Origin of the sequence: Pseudidiomarina salilacus, from assembly GCF_047323925.1 — a bacterium.
GTDB classification, from domain to species: domain Bacteria; phylum Pseudomonadota; class Gammaproteobacteria; order Enterobacterales; family Alteromonadaceae; genus Pseudidiomarina; species Pseudidiomarina salilacus.
The window spans coordinates 692,816-710,819 of the sequence record NZ_CP178751.1 but is presented as its reverse complement, the minus strand read 5'-3'; the positions used below and the strand labels follow the sequence as shown (position 1 = coordinate 710,819).

Genomic DNA, 18,004 nt, shown 5'->3' with positions numbered 1-18,004 from the left:
ATTTTTTGTTGACTACACTGAATTTTACCTTCGAATTTTATCGAGTTAGCGCACGGCTCAATCCCTTGAGCCATTCCCCTAGGCTCGGGACTCATCTCTTGGTCCCGAGCGTTTTTTTATGTTACAAAAATCAATAAATTAAGCTGCGGAGGGTAGGCGCATGTCAAGTCATGCAGAACGCCAGTACGATAGCGAAATTCAAGCCATTGCCGACTATGTACTCAATTATGAAGTTGAGAGCGAACTTGCCTGGCAGACCGCCCGTCATTGCCTGCTCGATAGCTTAGGCTGTGCCATGTTGGCATTGCGCTATCCCGAATGCACCAAACATCTTGGCCCTCTGGTTGCTGGTACACAAGTACCGCACGGTGCACGAGTGCCGGGTACGCAATTTTGTCTTGAACCAGACAAAGCTGCGTGGGATATCGGCTGTTGTATTCGTTGGTTAGATTTTAACGACACATGGCTGGCCGCCGAATGGGGACATCCCTCGGATAACATCGGCAGCATTCTTGCGGTCGCTGATTATGTATCGCAACAACGTATGGCCGTTGGCCGTGCACCACTGAAAATGGCGCGTGTGCTCGAAGCTATGATTAAAGCACATGAAATCCAAGGTGTACTAGCACTCGAAAATAGCTTTAATCGCGAGGGTCTTGATCACGTGGTGTTAGTGAAGGTGGCATCTACAGCGGTTGCTACCTGGCTGCTTGGCGGCAATCGTGAGCAGATTATGGCGGCCATTTCGCACGCTTGGGTGGATGGTCAAGCACTGCGAACCTATCGGCACGCACCCAATACCGGTTCGCGAAAATCTTGGGCTGCTGGCGATGCCTGCGGTCGAGCGGTGCGGCTGGCGGATATTGCGCTGCGAGGCGAAATGGGTATTCCTTCTGCGTTAAGCGCTAAAACTTGGGGCTTTTGTGACGTCAGTATGGGTGGGAAACCGCTCAAACGTAAGCAGCCTTACGCGAGTTACGTGATGGAAAATATCTTGTTCAAATTGTCATTTCCCGCAGAATTTCACGCCCAAACAGCGGTTGAAGCGGCTTTGCAATTACACCAAGACTACTCAGAACGCGCGACAGAAATCGAGAAAGTGGTGATCACCACACATGAATCAGCACTGCGCATTATTGCCAAAGATGGCGAGCTAACGAATCCTGCTGATCGTGACCATTGTTTACAGTATGTGGTAGCGGTGGGGCTATTGTTTGGCGGTCTTGACGCCGACCACTACGAGGATGAATTTCATCGCGCTCATCCAGAGATCGACAGCTTGCGAGCGCAAATGGAAGTGGTCGAAGATAAGCAATTCAGCGCGGATTATCTCGATCCTAGTAAGCGTTCTATCGCCAATGCCTTGCAGTTGGTTTATCGCGATGGCACGACCAGTGACAAGATAACAGTGCATTATCCGATCGGTCACCGACAACGACGCGAGGAAGGTATTCCAGTATTGGAGCAGAAATATCGGACTCATTTGCGGAGTCGTTTTCCAGTGGCGCGGGCCGAGCAGCTATATAATTTGGGCACGGATCCACAACGGTTGTTGCAGATGCCCGTGCCTGAGTTTATGGCGCAGTGGGTGATTTAGCCGCGCCAGATGACCAACAAGATCAGAACCGGGCAGATAAATTTGACGTACCAAGGCCAAATCTTCCAAAACAGCGAAGATTCAATGTCTGGAGCACCGTCTTGTAACGCTTTGAGTAAATAATTTTGCCGTAAGATCCAGGTCAACATGAAGCCGAAGGTCAGCCCCATTAGCGGTTGCATGTAGACCGTAGTCACTGTGATTACCAAGCCAAAGAGTGCATCGAAGTTATAGATGATGACGGCTGATACTAAGGCGATACAACCACCCACTATCCAAGCAGTTCGTGAACGAGGCTGTCCCGACTCTTCTCGCAGGGCGTTCACGGGCGCTTCAAGCATTGAGATAGACGAGGTGATGGCGGCAATCACCATCAGTGCGAAAAACGCCAAAGCCACCCACAACCCAGCAGCTCCCATGGAATCGAACATTGCCGGTAGTACATTGAATACAAGGGTATCTGCAGAGAGCAGGCTACCATCGGCGGCGTAAATTTCTACGCCTAGTTGTTGTGCGGCAAACATGGCCGGCAGAATCAACAAGCCCGCTAAAAATGCCACAGTAGTATCCAAGCCTGCGACCCAGCCGGCTGTTCTGGGCAGGTTTTCTTGTTTTGATAAGTAAGCGCCGTAGGTCATCATGCAGGCTGCACCAATGGACAATGAGAAGAACGCTTGACCCATCGCACGAACGATGAGATTGGGATCAAGCACGCGGTCAAAGTCTGGGGTCAGATACATGCGTAAACCATCGCTGGCACCCGGCAAGGTCAGAATATAAATGACCATGCCAATGAGTAGCACAAACAACAATGGCATCAAACGCGTTGACCAACGTTCGATACCCTTGGTGACACCCGAGCGGATGACATGAATGGTGAGCAGCATAAACAGCACCATCATCACTAGGTTGCGCTCAACACTGAAGCCCGTAAGCCATGTTGCGGCCTCTGGAAAGCCAAATAACTCAGCTAAAGGCGCGAGCATATAGGCCAGTAGCCAGCCAGAAACAATAGCGTAAAAACTCAAAATAAGTGACAGCACTATGAGTGCGATAATCCCGGTGGTAGCACCAAACAGTCGCCAGAATGGTTTGTCACTGAGTGCTCTAAGTGCCTCAATGGGATTCTGCTGACGCATGCGGCCTATGGTCAGTTCGGCAACCAGCATTGGATAAGCGAGCGCTAAGATCATCACTAGATAAACCAGTAAGAATGCGCCACCGCCATTGCTAGCAGCTTGGGTAGGGAAGCCCCAAATGTTACCAACGCCAACCGCAGAACCGGCGGCGGCCAGAATAAAGCCAATACGAGATGAAAATGCTGGAGATGATGCAGCCATAGTATTTGTTCTTATTATCGTTTTTAGTTGCTTACGCGGAAAGCTCGCCGCGCAGATCAGTTTGTAATTGTCGTTCTAGTTCGCTGCGCGGTAAATCTTGCGCCAGCAAATAATGTAATTTTGTGAGTGCGGCTTCAATCGTCATGTCATAACCACTGACCACGCCAATTTCGGCCAAGGCATTGCCGGTCGCATAGCCTTCCATATTGACCTTACCTTTAAAGCACTGAGTGCAGTTTAACACTGTCACGCCAGCGTCGATACCTCGTTTAATGCTTGCTAATAGCTGGGCGTTTTGGGGGGCATTGCCAACCCCATAGCTTTGCATAATGAGGGCCCGTACGGGCTGTTGCAACAGTTGATCAAACAATACGGGTGCTATGCCAGGGTACAAGGTAATGACACCAATTGCTTGTGGTGATACGCCGCGTACGCGCAGCGGCGTTTGCTCAATGGCTTTGATGGTACCAGCCTTTACGCTGATCTGAATGCCAGCCTCGAGCAGCGGACGAAAGTTGGGAGAGTCGAAGGCATTAAAGCCATTGGCATCAGCTTTAGTGGCACGGTTACCGCGGAAGAGCTTGTTATTGAAAAACAATCCCACTTCGTGAATTGGATAATTCGCCGCAATATAAAGCGCATTGAGCAGATTGGTTTGGCCATCAGAGCGCAATGCCGCCAGCGGTATCTGTGAACCAGTGATGATAACGGGCTTGGCTAGGTTCTCGAACATGAACGACAGTGCCGATGCGGTATAGGCCATGGTATCGGTACCGTGCAAAATGACAAAACCATCGTAGTCCGCATAGTTCGCTTGAATATCATCAGCGATGCGTTGCCAGTCTTCTGGTGACATATCCGATGAATCCATCAAAGGTGCGTATTCATGGATAGTGAAAAGCGGCATTTCCTCACGGAAGAATTCAGGCATGCGATTGACACATTGGGTTAAAAAACCGGGCGCAGGAACATAGCCCTGCGCCGATTTCTGCATGCCGATAGTGCCGCCCGTGTAGGCGACATAGATGCGCTTACGCGTGGTTGTGGTCATCGTGATTCCTTAACTAAGTTCGCGCTTGCGGACTTAGGGCATCGGGCACGTTTCGCACAACAAGTAAACTCCTTGCGGGTCGTTGAAATTCGACAGTACTTGCGCTTCACGCCAGACACCCATGAGCTGTTGCTTAATCGGGTCGATGGTACGTTGAGTCGCGCTATCAGGCAAGAAAACCTGTGCTTGTCCGAACAGATCTTGCAAGAATAGCTCACGTGCACTCATGTCTGGAGTGACCGTACGCACGTCATAGTTTTCAATTTTCGCCGCCGCCGCCGCTGCGGCAACAGCTTCATCAAAGTCGCCTAATGCGTCAACCAGACCCAGTTCTTGCGCTTTGGCACCGGTCCAGACACGACCTTGCGCTACTTCATGGACTTGTTCGTAAGTCATGTCGCGGCTCTCAGCGACCATGGTTACGAAGTCACGATAGAACTTTTCAATCGAGGTTTGCACGATCAGCTTACCTTCATCCGTTAACGGACGGGTAATGTCCATTAGTGGCATTTCTGTGGTGTGATAGCCGTCGTTGTAAACGCCAACGTGGGCGAGGGCATCTTCAATGGTGAAGAACATGCCGAACACGCCTATCGAACCAGTGATAGTTGTCGGTGTGGCCCAAATTTCATCAGCGCTAGCAGCGATCCAATAACCACCAGAAGCGGCTACTGATGACATTGAAGCGATCACTGGAATACCTGCTGCTTGCAACTCGAGTACTTCTTGGCGGATCACCTCAGAGGCAAATCCGCTGCCGCCAGGACTATCAATACGCAACACTACCGCACGTGTGTCATCGTCTAAACGTGCTTTACGCAGCAGCGCAGCAGTGCTGTCACCACCGATGATGCCTTGGCGTTGAAAGCCGTCGACAATCATGCCACGGGCAACAACCACGGCGATTGTGCCATCACTTTCCGCTTGATCTTCTGCTGCGTTTGCGAGACCGGCATCAAGGTAGTCTTGATGATAGATTTTGCGCCAGCTGGTTTCGTCATCGTCTAAACCGGTAAGATTAATAAGTTGCGTGCGGAACGCTTCACGGGTCAGGAGGTCATCGACCAAACCACCGTTTTTCGCCAACAACGCCATATCTTCTTGGCTTTCGTTCAGTGCCGCTTTGAAGTCGTCCATTTTGCCACTTAGCAAACGGGCATCAACGTCGCGGAGCTGTTCAATAGTGGCAATGTAATCTTGCCAAAGGGCATTATAAAGCTCAGCGTTCGCTTCTTTCGCTTCACTCGACATATCGGTGCGTGTATAGGGTTCTACCGCTGATTTATACGCGCCCACTTTAAATACATGGGTGCTGATTTTTAATTTCTCGAGCAATTCTTTGAAGTACAGTTGATAGCCACCCATGCCTTCAAACATCATCGCACCGAGCGGGTTGAGATACACTTCATCACCATGTGCGGCAAGGTAATATTGTGATTGCGAATAATAGTCGGCGTAGCTGTATACAGGCTTACCCGTTTCGCGAAAAGCGAGCAGGGCATCGCCTACTAACTTCATCTTGTTCATACCACCGCCAGCAAAGCCAGCAAGATCGAGGTAGATGCCACTAATGCGATCGTCTTTAGCGGCGCGCTCGATGCTCTCGATGACATCGCTTAATAACGTCTCTGGTGCATTGCTACCGGCGCCAAAGGCTTCGTTGATGAAGCGGTCGGTCGGATCGACCCAAGTTTCTTCTTCAACCAATGCGCCGTTCAACTGCAGCACTAGCATGCCATTGTCAGGCACTACAATGGGCTCTTCTTCTGCAACCATCACGCCAATTACAATGAACAGTAATAAGAAGAAAATAACATTCAGAATAAGCTTGCGAATGCCATTGATTAGCCCAAACAGCTTTTTAAATACGTTGACGATACCGCTCATCGGTTGGAGTCCTTTTTACAATCTTACTTTAGCTAAGGATGAAGAATACTGAAGATTTATTGAAGAAACTAGTCCGACAATGTAACAGAGCGTGATCATTTGCTAAGCTAGCAGCGTTATTGAATTGTCTTTCACTGGCGAATAGTAGGAGCCTCATGAACGCCATCGAATTACTTACCACCCGCTCATCAATGCCGCGTCTGGTTGCGCCGGGACCAACGGTTGAACAATTTGCATTAATGCAGCAAGCAGCGGCGCGAGCACCCGATCACATGGAGTTGATGCCCTATCGTTTTGTGACCTTTGCTGAGGCTGGTCTAACGCGGCTCGCTGAAATCTTTGTGGCAGCGGCGCGCGCGCGTGGCGATGATGCGCTGCAGCTTGAGCGTGCGGCGCAATTGCCGCTGCGTGCGCCAATGGTGATTGCGTGCTTAATGGACTATCAAGCGCATGATAAAGTGCCGAGAGATGAACAATTTGCTAGTGCTGCTTGTGCGACCTTGTTACTGCAGCAAGCAGCCTTCGCGCAGGGCTTAGGAGCGATTTGGCGCACCGGTTGGTTTGCCGAAGATGCTGGGGTATTAGCGGCACTTGGGGGCAAGCCAGACGATGCGATTGTCGGCTTTTTATATGTTGGTACACCGCTGGTGCCAACGCCGATCAAACCGAGCAAAGCCATCGGCAATAAATTTACCGATGGCTAAGCGTTCACGGGATTAGAAATCGAGGGTTTTTGGCGCTCGTGGGAAGGGGATGACATCACGGATGTTGGTCATACCGGTCACGTAGGTGACAAGACGCTCAAAGCCTAAACCAAACCCAGCATGCGGCACGGTACCGTAACGACGTAGGTCGCGGTACCAGCTGTAATGCTCAGCATCAAGCCCCATTTCCGCCATGCGTGCATCCAGCAGATCAAGACGTTCTTCGCGAGCACTACCACCGATGATTTCACCGATACCTGGCGCTAAGATATCCATTGCCGCCACGGTTTTTCCGTCTGCGTTTTGGCGCATGTAAAAGGCCTTAATATCTTTTGGATAGTTCTTCATCACGATAGGTGCGCCGACGTGCTCTTCGGCCAAGTAGCGCTCGTGTTCTGATTGCAAGTCGGTGCCCCAACTAACTGGGTACTCGAACTTCTTACCACAGTTTTGCAAGATCTCAATCGCATCGCTGTAGTCCATGTGCACGAATTTGTTGCTCGCCACTTTTTCTAGACGTTCTATGACGCCTTTGTCGATGCGCTGTTGGAAAAACGCCATATCATCGGCGCGCTCGGTGAGCACGGCGTTGATGCAGTACTTCAACATGTCTTCGGCGAGATAAGCGATGTCGTTCAAATCAGCAAACGCAACTTCTGGTTCGACCATCCAAAACTCTGCCAAATGGCGACTGGTGTTCGAGTTTTCGGCACGGAAGGTTGGCCCGAAGGTGTAAACCTTCGACAATGCACAGGCATAGGTTTCCACGTTTAGTTGCCCAGAAACGGTTAAAAATGATTCTTTTCCAAAGAAATCTTTACTGAAATCTACGTCACCTTTATCAGTGCGTGGTAAGTTCATCAGATCCAATGTTGAGACGCGGAACATCTCACCAGCGCCTTCAGCATCTGAGGCGGTGAGGATAGGGGTTGCCACCCATAAGTAGCCACGCTCATGGAAAAAGCGATGCAAGGCCTGCGCAAGACAGTTGCGCACTCGCATCACTGCGCCAGTGACGTTGGTACGCGCCCGTAAGTGAGCAAACTCACGTAGGTACTCCATCGAATGGGGCTTTGGCGACATCGGATAGGTATCCGGGTCTTCAACGAAACCATAGACTTCGACTTTTGTCGCCTGCAACTCGAATGCTTGACCTTTGCCAGCTGATTCAGCAACGGTGCCAGTGATGGCCACGCTGGCTCCAGTAGTGAGTTTTAATACCTCGCTCTCATAATTGTCGAGTTCGTTCGGCACCACAGCTTGAATAGCATCAAAGCATGAACCGTCATGGATATTAATGAATGAGATACCGGCTTTAGAATCGCGCCGAGTACGCACCCAACCACGGACGGTGGCTTGCTCACCAACAGCGATTTTTCCCGCTAAAACGTCGACAACTGTTGCGAAGGGCATAGGTGTTAAAACTCCCTGTTAAAATCAAAGGTCAAAAAGTGCGTCTATGTTACCTTGCTTTGCTTAAGACTCAAGCGAAAATCACGCCTGGCGGGCAAGATCCGCAATCGCATCGGTCAATTTCGTCAGTTGCGCAGCGGTAATAATGTACGGCGGCATCAGATAGACTAATTTACCGAACGGGCGGATCCATACGCCGGCCTCGACAAATGCCTGCTGAGCTCTCGCTACATCTACCGGCGCATGCATTTCGACCACGCCAATCGCACCAAAACAACGCACGTCTGCCACTGTCGGCAGTGACTGTAGCGGCGTGAGTTCGGCCACTAACTGTTGCTGGATAGTCTGCACTTGTTGTTGCCATTGATTTTGCTCCAGCAACTGCAAGCTTGCGTTGGCAACAGCACAAGCAAGTGGATTGCCCATGAAGGTTGGGCCATGCATAAAGGTACCACCGGCGGGCCCCTGACTAATCACCGCACCGACATGAGCGCTGCACAGCACGGCGGCTTGCGTCATATAGCCACCGGTCAGTGCTTTGCCAACACAAAGAATGTCTGGCGCGACCTGGGCGTGTTCACACGCGAACCAAGTGCCAGTGCGCCCGAAGCCGGTGGCAATCTCATCGGCAATCAACAGCACTTTGTATTCGCGGCACAACGCCGCAGCTCCCGCGAGATAATCGGGATGGTAAAAGCGCATACCGCCGGCCCCTTGCACAATAGGTTCCAGAATCAAAGCCGCAAGCTCATGTTGATGGCATGCCAGTAATTGCTCGAGGGGCTCGAGGGCTCGCGGATCCCAGTCATCGTCAGGCGTCAGTTGTGGAACTGGCGCAAACAATTGTTCCCGCAGACTGCCTTGGAACAGCGCGTGCATGCCATTGACTGGATCACACACTGACATTGCGGCAAACGTATCACCGTGATAACCGCCGCGAATGGTCGCTAACCGGTTTTTGCTGGGACAATCCTGCGCATACCAATACTGTACCGCCATCTTAATGGCAACTTCTACACTGACTGAGCCTGAATCAGCTAAAAATACATGTTGCAGATTGTCTGGTGCATGCTTAAGCAAGCGTCGACATAAATCGACCGCTGGTTGGTGGGTGATGCCGCCAAACATGACGTGACTCATGTGTTGCAGTTGCGTTTGCAGCGCTGCGTTCAAATACGGGTGATTATAGCCATGCACCGCCGCCCACCAAGAAGACATACCATCGACTAATCGGCGGCCATCAGCCAAGACCAACTCACAGCCTTCTGCCGCGGTGACGGGATAAACGGGAAGTGGGTCCTTGAGTGAGGTGTAAGGGTGCCAAATGTGTTCACGGTCAAATTGCAAATCAGTCAACTGCATAAAAAGTAACCAAACGTAAGATATAAGACCTGTTAAAAGTTGACAGTGTAGCGGATCACAGTATCCTTTCCGAGCATAAAATCACTTAAAACAAGAGAATTCAGATGAGCAAGCAACCCATCCGTCATGATTGGCAGCGTGAAGAGATTGAAGCCCTATTTGCACAACCACTGAATGATTTGCTGTTTACGGCACAGCAGGTTCATCGTACGCATTTTGATCCGAACAAGGTTCAGGTGAGCACCTTACTCTCGATTAAAACCGGTGCTTGCCCAGAAGATTGTAAATATTGCCCACAAAGCGCGCATTATCGTACCGATGTCGATCGTGAACGTCTCATGGCCGTAGAGAAAGTGTTGGCAGAAGCGGAAGCGGCGAAACAACAAGGTGCCTCGCGCTTTTGTATGGGGGCTGCGTGGCGTAATCCGAAAGATCGTGATATGCCTTATGTGATCGAAATGATTAAAGGCGTGAAGGAGCTTGGTCTCGAGACTTGTATGACCTTAGGTATGCTTAGTGCAGAGCAAGCGAAGGTACTGCAGCAAGCCGGGTTGGATTATTACAATCACAACCTTGATACCTCGCCAGAGTTTTACGGTGAAATTATCAGCACCCGCACCTATCAAGATCGCCTTGATACCCTAAGCAACGTCCGTGATGCGGGGATGAAAGTTTGTGCTGGCGGCATTGTTGGCATGGGCGAAACTCGTCATGACCGTGCTGGATTGTTACAACAATTAGCGAATTTGCCACAACATCCTGAAAGCGTACCTGTGAATATGCTGGTAAAAGTCAAAGGCACGCCTTTTGCGGAGCTTGACGATTTGGACCCATTAGAGTTTGTGCGCACCATTGCCGTGGCGCGTATTCTGATGCCACAGTCGTTTGTGCGGCTTTCCGCTGGACGGGAAACCATGACCGACGAGCTACAGGCGATGTGTTTCTTCGCTGGCGCGAATTCGATTTTCTACGGTGAGCGCTTGTTGACCACGCCAAACCCGGAAGCCAACAAAGATCAGCAATTATTTGCGCGACTTGGCATTACGCCATTAGCACACGAAGGCTATGCCGACGAAGTGCATGAAGCCGTCCTTGAAGATGCGGTGCACGAGCAGAATACTGCGCCCCTCTACTACGAGGCGCGTTAGGGGAAGCCGGTGCAAGCAAAAGTTCAAGCGCAAATACAGGCGCAGCTAGCCAGTCGTCAGCAACGCCAGCGCTGTCGACAGCTGACAACTGTTACCAGCACTGCCAGTGAACTGCAACTTGCCGGACAGCGTTATCTGCATTTTTCCAGTAATGACTACTTAGGCTTAAGTACGCACCCAGCGGTGCGTGCTGCTTGGTGTTCGTTGGCAACGGTCGGTAGTCGTGCCTCAACGCTAGTGACCGGATATCAAACCGAGCATGCACGGCTCAGCGCGCAATTAGCAGAATTCCTCGGCTATGAGGCGGTAGTGTTGTTTGGTTCGGCATTTGCGGCCAATAGTGGCGGCCTTGCCACGTTAGGGCGTTTGTACGACAAACTGTGGTTGGATCGTTTAGCCCATGCGTCAATCATTGCTGGCGCGCAACAAAGCGGTCAATCTTGGCGCCGTTTTCGTCACAACCAGTTACAGACGATGACGCCTGGGTCGGAAGGAACCTGTGAGCTGGTGGTGACTGAGTCCGTCTTTAGTATGGATGGTGACCAACTGCCGCTGACCGATTATGCACAGTTACAGCATCAACGGCCGCAAGTAGATTGGTGGCTTGATGACGCGCATGGGTTTGGTGTGCTGGGCGATGAGGGTCGCGGGATCGTTGAGCTAATGCAACAAGCACCCACTTATCTGGTATTGGCTTTTGGCAAAGCTTGTGGGGTCGCCGGTGGCGCCATTGCCTGTAGCGCTGACGCCGCAAATTATTTAATCAATTATTGTCCAGAGCTCATCTATTCGACGGCAATGCCGGCCGCGCAAGCTGCTGCTATTAGTGCCGCGGTCGAAGTGATTTGCCAAGCGGAAGGTCAACAGTTGCGCTCGCGCTTGGCCGCTAATGTGCGTTTATTTCGCGAACTGGCGCAACAGCGAGAACTTCCTGTGAGTGCAAGTGCACATGCTATTCAAACGCTGGTTTTGGGTACCGATGAACGCGCGCTAGCGGTCAGTGCCAAGCTCCGTGCACAAGGGATTTGGTGCTCGGCGATACGTCCACCGACAGTGCCAGAAGGAACCGCGCGATTGCGTTTAACCCTGACTGCAGCTCACACCGAAGTCCATATTCATCGACTGATTGATGCTTTAGCGAGTGCCTTAGATGCTCCATAGCCATTACGATAAAGCGCGAGTTGCTCGGTATTTCGCACGCGCTGCCCACAGTTATACCCAACATGACGGCCTGCAACGACAGATTGCTGAACGGTTATTAGCGAAGTTACAACCCACATGCGGAGTGCTGCTTGATGTCGGTTGTGGGCCAGCCCATCATGCCCCGGCGCTGCGTGGCACTGCGGGTCAATATATTGGACTTGATATTGCCCCAACCATGCTCGAGGTTGCGCAGCAGTCACAGCCAGGTGATTGGCTTTTAGCTGATATGGAACGCTTACCTTTAACTAACGAGAGCGTGGCCTGTTTGCACTCGAATCTGGCGATGCAGTGGGCGAATGACAATGCTGTGTTGTTGCGGGAATGGCACCGCGTGTTAGCGGCCAACGGCCAGTTACTCGCTTCGACGGTGCTAGCTGGTTCAATGTGGCCATTGAATGAGTGTTTTGCTGAAGTTGACGGCGCGGTGCGCCATAACCGTTGGCTTACAGCGGAAGTGCTTCAGCAACACCTTGAACTGCTGCCGTGGCAGGCTTCATCTTCTGTGTTGCAGGTGACGCAAGCGTACCCCTCGGTGACCGCCATGCTGCGCGATCTAAAAGGCATCGGTGCCAATTACACGGCACGCACCCAAGCGAGTTATCTGGGTCGACAGCGCTTAGCGCAGTTGGAGCAGGTCATGGAACAGTACCGCAACGACGCCGGAATGCTGCCGTTGCGTTGGCAAATTGGCCTAGTACAGGCGCGTAAACAAGCTTAGCTGATTGAGGAAAATGCAAGATGACATGTGTTTTTGTTACGGGTACAGATACCGATGCTGGCAAGACGATGGCTGCTGCGGCGCTACTTTATCGTTTAGCAGAGAGCGCTGTGAAGACACTGGCAATGAAGCCAGTTGCGGCTGGCGCAGTGGCTACAGCAAATGGTCTGCGGAACAGTGATGCATTGCAACTTGAACTTGCTATGAACGCACGTAATGTTACTTATGCGGAAGTGAATCCTATCTGTTTAGCCGCGCCGATAGCACCTCATATCGCAGCTGAGCAAGCGGGTATCAAGTTAAGCGTCGCTGAGTTGCTGCGCCATCAACAACGTTTGGCGCAACATCCCCATGATCTTTTGCTGATAGAAGGTGCCGGCGGTTGGTTAGTACCGCTCAACGAGGTGGAAACCTTAGCGGACTATGCGGTTGCGGCGCGTGTCAAGGTGGTAATGGTAGTGGGTCTGAAACTCGGTTGTATCAATCATGCGCTGCTTACTGCAGCAGCTATTCAACAAAGTGGTGCCGAGTTGGTCGGCTGGATCGGTAATCAACCTCAAGCATTAGCCATGCCTCATCAACATGAAAATCTAGCCTATTTACAGGCTCGACTGCCGGCACCTTGCTTGGGTGTGTTGCCGTTTGAACCCAGTGCCGACAGTGCCAAGCTCGCTAGCTACTTACTTGAAAGCCAAGCGCTAATGTCACTATTTGCTGGTAATTGATGTTTGTCATTGCCAAGAAATAGCACCCCAGAGGCAGCGCCACAGAGTTTCACTGTGTTACCGTCAACCCATAAGGCAGAGCCTTCGCGAAGGCCTATGACTGCTGTGTTCGGTGCAACGGTGGTAAATTCCGCCAGTCGCTGATCACGGGTTTCGCCATGAAATCCGGGAGGATGGCTGTCGATGTAATGTGGATTCAACTGGCAAGGCAGAAAGCTCAGGGCGTTGAATGACTGAGGTTCGACAATTGGCATATCGTTGGTGGTGCGAATCGATAAGCCAGCAATGTTAGAACCGGCGCTCCAACCAATGTAAGGGGTACCCGCTTGCACGGCCGCTTGTAAAGGGGTTACGAGTCCGCGCTGTTGCAACTCGTTGAGTAAATGAAAGGTGTTGCCGCCCCCGACCAAGATGGCGTCCACTGCCGTCAACGTTGCGACTGCGTCATCTTGCGCAGCCAAGTTGATAATGTCGTAGCCCAAGGGTGTTAGTTTCTCAGCAACGCGCTGCGTATATTCAGCGTAGCTCATGGTCACACCTGCGAAGGGAACGAAGGCGATTTTAGCCGGTGCCGGCACGCGCTCGCGTAACCAAGGAATAACAGGGGCTAGATAATCACTATCACCAGCTTTAGAGCTGGAGCAGAGAAGTAATTTTTGCATAGCAACGGGTCCAGTTTTTGCGAATTCATCACGATCGTTTTTGGGCTCGCTAGCGTAACAAAAAAACCGCCGCTTAGCGATTGATATGCGGTACAATTGTTCCCATATCTAGCCGTATTAATGGTCTTATGAGGTAACTTGATCATGCAACGTATCGTTCTCTTTCTAGCCACAAACTTAGCGATTTTGGTGGTCCTTGGGGTGGTCATGAACTTGGTCATGCCAGCGTTCGGACTTGATCCCTCAAGTTACACTGGCTTATTCGTATTCGCTGCGGTGTTTGGTTTCGGCGGTGCTTTTATTTCGCTGGCGATGTCGAAATGGTTGGCGAAACGCAGTGTGGGTGCACAGACCATTGAGACTCCGCGCAACGCAACCGAGCGCTGGTTGCTGCAAACGGTCGCGCGGCAAGCCCAGCAAGCAGGCATACCGATGCCTGAGGTCGCTATCTATGATTCACCTGAACCCAACGCTTTCGCCACGGGAGCGAGTCAGAAGAGCTCGCTGGTTGCGGTAAGCACAGGTTTGCTGCGGCACATGAATGAAGACGAAGTCGAGGCGGTGCTTGCACACGAGGTTAGCCACATTGCGAATGGTGATATGGTGACCTTAACCCTGATTCAAGGGGTGGTGAATACCTTTGTTATTTTCTTTGCGCGGGTGATTGCCGGAATTATTGATAATGCCACACGGAGTAACTCGCAAGATGGCCGCGGTTTAGGTGGTCTCGCTTATTTTGGCATTGTCATGGTGTTAGAGGTTGTTTTTGGTATCCTAGCCAGTATTATCGTTATGTGGTTCTCGCGTCAGCGCGAATTCCGCGCGGATGAAGGTTCTGCGCGGTTAGTCGGCCCTGAAAAAATGATTGCGGCGTTGCGACGTTTGCAAAATGCGCATGAATCACAACTAGATGGCAGCATGGCAGCCTTTGGAATCCAGAGTAAACGGCGTCCGAGTGAGCTGTTTATGAGCCATCCTCCACTCGAAAAACGCATTGCAGCTTTGCAACAACTGAAACGATAAAAGTAGTAGATAAGGAATACCATGACCCATTGGAGTGCACGAAGCTGGCGTGAGAAGCCTATCCAGCAGCAACCAAATTACACTGACAAAGCACAGCTGCAGCAGGTTGAACAACAACTCAAAACCTTTCCGCCGCTGGTCTTCGCTGAAGAAATTCGCTCACTTCGCGCACAATTGAGTAAAGTGAGCCAAGGGCATGGTTTTCTTTTGCAAGGCGGCGACTGCGCTGAGTCTTTCGCCGACTTCAATGCGCCGAAAATCCGCGACACTTTCAAAGTTATTCTGCAAATGGCCATTGTGATGACATTTGCTGGTTCGTGTCCGGTGACCAAGGTTGCGCGCATGGCCGGTCAGTATGCCAAACCGCGTTCGAGCGACGAAGAAACCATAGATGGTATTAGCTTGCCAAGCTATCGCGGCGATATCATTAATGGCTCTGATTTCACCGAGCTTGCGCGGGTACCCGATCCGCAACGCATGTTGCAGGCTTACCACCATTCGGCGGCAACCTTGAACTTACTCCGTGCGTTTGCCCAAGGTGGTTTAGCCGACTTGCACAAAGTGCATAAGTGGAATATGAGTTTTGTCGCTGCAAACCCGCTGAAAGAAAAGTATTTGGAAGTTGCTGAGCAAATTCAATCGGCGCTGAAATTTATGGAAGTGGTGGGTATTACTGCACAAACCAATGCGACCATTCACGAGACTCAATTGTTCACTTCGCATGAGGCGCTTTTGTTGCCGTATGAAGAAGCGTTGACGCGCACTGATACCTTGACCGGACTGCCTTATGACTGTTCGGCGCATATGGTTTGGATTGGCGAGCGGACACGTCAGTTAGACCATGCGCACGTTGAGTTTATGCGTGGTATTCACAACCCGATTGGTGTTAAAATAGGTCCGCCCACAACACCTGATCAATTGATCGCCTTGCTCGATGCGCTTAACCCGCACAATGAGCCGGGTCGCATGACGCTGATTACGCGCATGGGTGCTGACAAGCTTGCTGAGGCGATGCCAGCGCTAGTGCGCCGCGTAAAAGCAGAAGGGCGGCATGTGGTGTGGTCGAGTGACCCGATGCATGGCAATACGGTGAAAGCTGAAAACGGCTTGAAAACCCGTAACTTCGACGCCATACATCAGGAACTGCGCCAGTTCTTTGCAGTGCATCAAGCCGAGGGAACTTACCCAGGTGGTGTGCATCTCGAAATGACTGGCGAAGATGTAACTGAATGCACCGGCGGTGCTTATCAGATTAGTGAGCAGGATTTGACGCAGCGCTATCGTACCCAGTGCGATCCGCGTTTGAATGCAGACCAAGTACTGGAATTAGCATTCTTGGTTGCAGATTCACTCCGTGAGGCACGTCAAGGCCGCGGATAACACGACATTTTCGAGGTTTAGTAGTATATGTCACAGCAGGTTGAGCAATTTTTTGAAAACCTTTGGAACGATTACATCAAACTTACGCCATCGGCAGCAAAAGTACATGAAGTGTTGGGCCAAGGCCGCGACATTATCAACGACCACGTTGCCTTCCGTACTTTTAATTTATCGCCAGTACGCTTAGAAACCCTTGCTAAGCACTTTGAAGCTATGGGTTACGTTGCGGCGGGTGACTATACGTTTGAGGCTAAACGTTTGCAGGCGAAGCATTTTGAGCACGCCGACCCGCGTTTACCGAAAATTTTCATCAGCGAGCTTTTGGTCGAAGAGTTCTCACCTGAACTGCAAGCTATCGTGAAGCAGTTGGTTGAACAGATTGATGCAGCGGCGGTTCAGCAACCAGAGTTTTTGTACTCTGGTACGCACTGGCAAATCAGCAGCAATGACTATGAACGTTTACTTGAAGAAAGTGAATACGCCGCATGGATGGCAGCCTTTGGTTTCCGTGCCAATCACTTTACCGTAAATGTGAACGAACTGCCTGATTATGCATCACTTGAGCAAGTGAACGAAACGTTGAAAAACGCTGGCTTCCGACTCAATAGTTCAGGTGGTGAGATTAAAGGTTCACCAGCAGTTTATCTGGAACAGTCCTCGACCATGGCAGATCATACGCCAGTGCGTTTTAGTGATATGGAAAAAGTTATTCCAAGCTGCTTCTACGAGTTCGCTAAGCGTTACGAAGTTGCACCGAATAAACTCTACACAGGTTTTGTGGCAGCTTCTGCCGATAAAATCTTTGAGAGCACCGATGCACGCGCCGCTGCTCAGAACAGCGACGCTTAGGCGCGTTAGCACTCAATAATGATGCCGCTCAAGATTCGTCTCGGCGAGGATCTTAGCGGCAATCTCTTCTACTGAAAACCGCGTTGAATCCAGAAAAGGGATCGCTTCTCGGCGGTACATTTTCTCCACTTCTTGTAACTCAAAGCGACATTGTTGCATCGATGCATAGCGTGAGCCTTCGCGACGTTTACTGCGAATCTCATGTAACCGTTGCGGTTCTAGGGTTAAACCGAAGAGTTTATGGCGTTGATGCTTTAACACCTTAGGTAACTGTAAATTCTCCATGTCATCGTCTTCAGTGATGGGGTAATTGGCCGCTTTGATGCCGTAATGTAAGGCTAAATAAAGACTCGTTGGGGTTTTTCCAGTACGTGAGACACCAACCAAAATAATGTCGGCTTGATCGTAATCCGCAATGTTACTGCCGTCGTCGTTGTCAAGCGAGTAGTTGACCGCTTCGATACGGCTGTCATAGCTATCACGTACACCATTTTCTTGAATACCGTGGGTTCTGTGCGTTTTGGGCTGTGCTTGAATCCCGAGCTCTGCACTCATAGGTTCGACAAAGTAATCGAGAAAGTCATAACAGCTACCTTCGGAGCTGGTGATGACGCGTTTTATATCCAAACTAACAAAGGTATGGAAAATAATCGGACGTGCGCCTGATGCTGCATGCGCTGCATTGATTTTGGTAACGGCGAGTTGCGCTTTTTCCACGCTATCAACAAAAGCAATGGTTTTGTGCTCCACCTTGACCGGAAACATCGATAACATGGCGCGGCCGAAAGCTTCAGCTGTCAGTGCAGTGCCGTCAGATATATAGAAGATTGTTCTCATGAATGGTTTCTCAGCGTAGAAATGCCTGATGAATCTTAACCTTTTCGGCGTTAGCGTGTAAAATGATGAGCCATCATCAGCCAGATTGACGGCTACCTTTCGCTT

The 18,004-nt window shown here is 50.9% G+C and carries 16 protein-coding genes; 9 read left to right on the top strand and 7 right to left on the bottom strand.

The genetic code is table 11. From position 1 onward, the window contains the following. Positions 1–160: 160 nt before the first annotated feature. Positions 161–1,597, top strand: coding sequence for a bifunctional 2-methylcitrate dehydratase/aconitate hydratase (locus ACJ8W9_RS03345; protein WP_411360380.1), 1,437 nt, complete (start codon positions 161–163; stop codon positions 1,595–1,597). Here ACJ8W9_RS03345 and ACJ8W9_RS03340 read toward each other — a convergent pair. The 3 genes from ACJ8W9_RS03340 to sppA are packed head-to-tail and all read right to left on the bottom strand — an operon-like array spanning position 1,594 to position 5,875. Further along, on the bottom strand, positions 1,594–2,937 hold the full coding sequence (locus tag ACJ8W9_RS03340) for a sodium-dependent transporter (protein ID WP_411358481.1): 1,344 nt from the start codon (positions 2,935–2,937) through the stop codon (positions 1,594–1,596). The genes ACJ8W9_RS03345 and ACJ8W9_RS03340 overlap by 4 nt on opposite strands. 31 nt (positions 2,938–2,968) lie before the next feature. Beyond that, positions 2,969–3,988, bottom strand: coding sequence for an asparaginase (ansA, locus tag ACJ8W9_RS03335; RefSeq protein ID WP_411358480.1), 1,020 nt, complete (start codon positions 3,986–3,988; stop codon positions 2,969–2,971). Positions 3,989–4,021: 33 nt separating this feature from the next. After that, positions 4,022–5,875, bottom strand: coding sequence for a signal peptide peptidase SppA (gene sppA / locus ACJ8W9_RS03330; protein ID WP_411358479.1), 1,854 nt, complete (start codon positions 5,873–5,875; stop codon positions 4,022–4,024). Positions 5,876–6,030: 155 nt separating this feature from the next. Here sppA and ACJ8W9_RS03325 point away from each other — a divergent pair, with 155 nt between their 5' ends. After that, positions 6,031–6,579 (top strand): nitroreductase family protein, encoded by a 549-nt coding sequence (locus tag ACJ8W9_RS03325; RefSeq protein ID WP_411358478.1) that lies wholly within the window; start codon positions 6,031–6,033, stop codon positions 6,577–6,579. 12 nt (positions 6,580–6,591) lie between these two features. Here the strand turns inward: ACJ8W9_RS03325 and asnS are convergent, their stop codons facing one another. Continuing rightward, positions 6,592–7,992 (bottom strand): asparagine--tRNA ligase, encoded by a 1,401-nt coding sequence (asnS, locus tag ACJ8W9_RS03320; RefSeq protein ID WP_411360377.1) that lies wholly within the window; start codon positions 7,990–7,992, stop codon positions 6,592–6,594. 81 nt (positions 7,993–8,073) lie between these two features. Continuing rightward, positions 8,074–9,354 (bottom strand): adenosylmethionine--8-amino-7-oxononanoate transaminase, encoded by a 1,281-nt coding sequence (gene bioA, locus ACJ8W9_RS03315; RefSeq protein WP_411360375.1) that lies wholly within the window; start codon positions 9,352–9,354, stop codon positions 8,074–8,076. Positions 9,355–9,458: 104 nt separating this feature from the next. Here bioA and bioB point away from each other — a divergent pair, with 104 nt between their 5' ends. From bioB to bioD, 4 genes are read left to right on the top strand one after another with little or no spacing between them, the layout of a single operon-like run. After that, positions 9,459–10,502: a biotin synthase BioB gene (bioB, locus tag ACJ8W9_RS03310; protein ID WP_411358475.1), complete on the top strand. Its 1,044-nt coding sequence runs from the start codon at positions 9,459–9,461 to the stop codon at positions 10,500–10,502. 9 nt (positions 10,503–10,511) lie between these two features. Then, positions 10,512–11,663 (top strand): aminotransferase class I/II-fold pyridoxal phosphate-dependent enzyme, encoded by a 1,152-nt coding sequence (locus ACJ8W9_RS03305; protein WP_411358474.1) that lies wholly within the window; start codon positions 10,512–10,514, stop codon positions 11,661–11,663. Further along, entirely contained in the window at positions 11,653–12,423 is a 771-nt protein-coding gene (locus ACJ8W9_RS03300) for a methyltransferase domain-containing protein (RefSeq protein WP_411360373.1), read from the top strand. Before ACJ8W9_RS03305 ends, ACJ8W9_RS03300 begins: the two co-directional genes overlap by 11 nt. A gap of 20 nt (positions 12,424–12,443) precedes the next feature. Next, positions 12,444–13,148 (top strand): dethiobiotin synthase, encoded by a 705-nt coding sequence (gene bioD, locus ACJ8W9_RS03295; protein WP_411358472.1) that lies wholly within the window; start codon positions 12,444–12,446, stop codon positions 13,146–13,148. On the opposite strand, the gene pepE is transcribed toward bioD, so the two are convergent. Next, positions 13,100–13,810, bottom strand: coding sequence for a dipeptidase PepE (pepE, locus tag ACJ8W9_RS03290; RefSeq protein ID WP_411358471.1), 711 nt, complete (start codon positions 13,808–13,810; stop codon positions 13,100–13,102). The two genes, bioD and pepE, sit on opposite strands and share 49 nt — an antisense overlap. A gap of 144 nt (positions 13,811–13,954) precedes the next feature. Here pepE and htpX point away from each other — a divergent pair, with 144 nt between their 5' ends. Genes htpX through ACJ8W9_RS03275 form a run of 3 tightly spaced genes read left to right on the top strand, consistent with a single transcriptional unit; the run spans position 13,955 to position 17,062 of the window. After that, on the top strand, positions 13,955–14,833 hold the full coding sequence (gene htpX, locus ACJ8W9_RS03285) for a protease HtpX (protein ID WP_411358470.1): 879 nt from the start codon (positions 13,955–13,957) through the stop codon (positions 14,831–14,833). Positions 14,834–14,854: 21 nt separating this feature from the next. Next, a complete protein-coding gene (locus tag ACJ8W9_RS03280) occupies positions 14,855–16,213 on the top strand; it encodes a class II 3-deoxy-7-phosphoheptulonate synthase (protein ID WP_411360370.1) in 1,359 nt (452 codons plus the stop codon). A 27-nt stretch (positions 16,214–16,240) separates the two neighbouring features. Then, a complete protein-coding gene (locus tag ACJ8W9_RS03275) occupies positions 16,241–17,062 on the top strand; it encodes a DUF1338 domain-containing protein (RefSeq protein WP_411358468.1) in 822 nt (273 codons plus the stop codon). Positions 17,063–17,074: 12 nt separating this feature from the next. On the opposite strand, the gene ACJ8W9_RS03270 is transcribed toward ACJ8W9_RS03275, so the two are convergent. Beyond that, positions 17,075–17,899, bottom strand: a complete 825-nt coding sequence (locus tag ACJ8W9_RS03270) for a pyruvate, water dikinase regulatory protein (protein WP_411358467.1) — start codon at positions 17,897–17,899, stop codon at positions 17,075–17,077. Between the last annotated feature and the right edge of the window lie 105 nt (positions 17,900–18,004).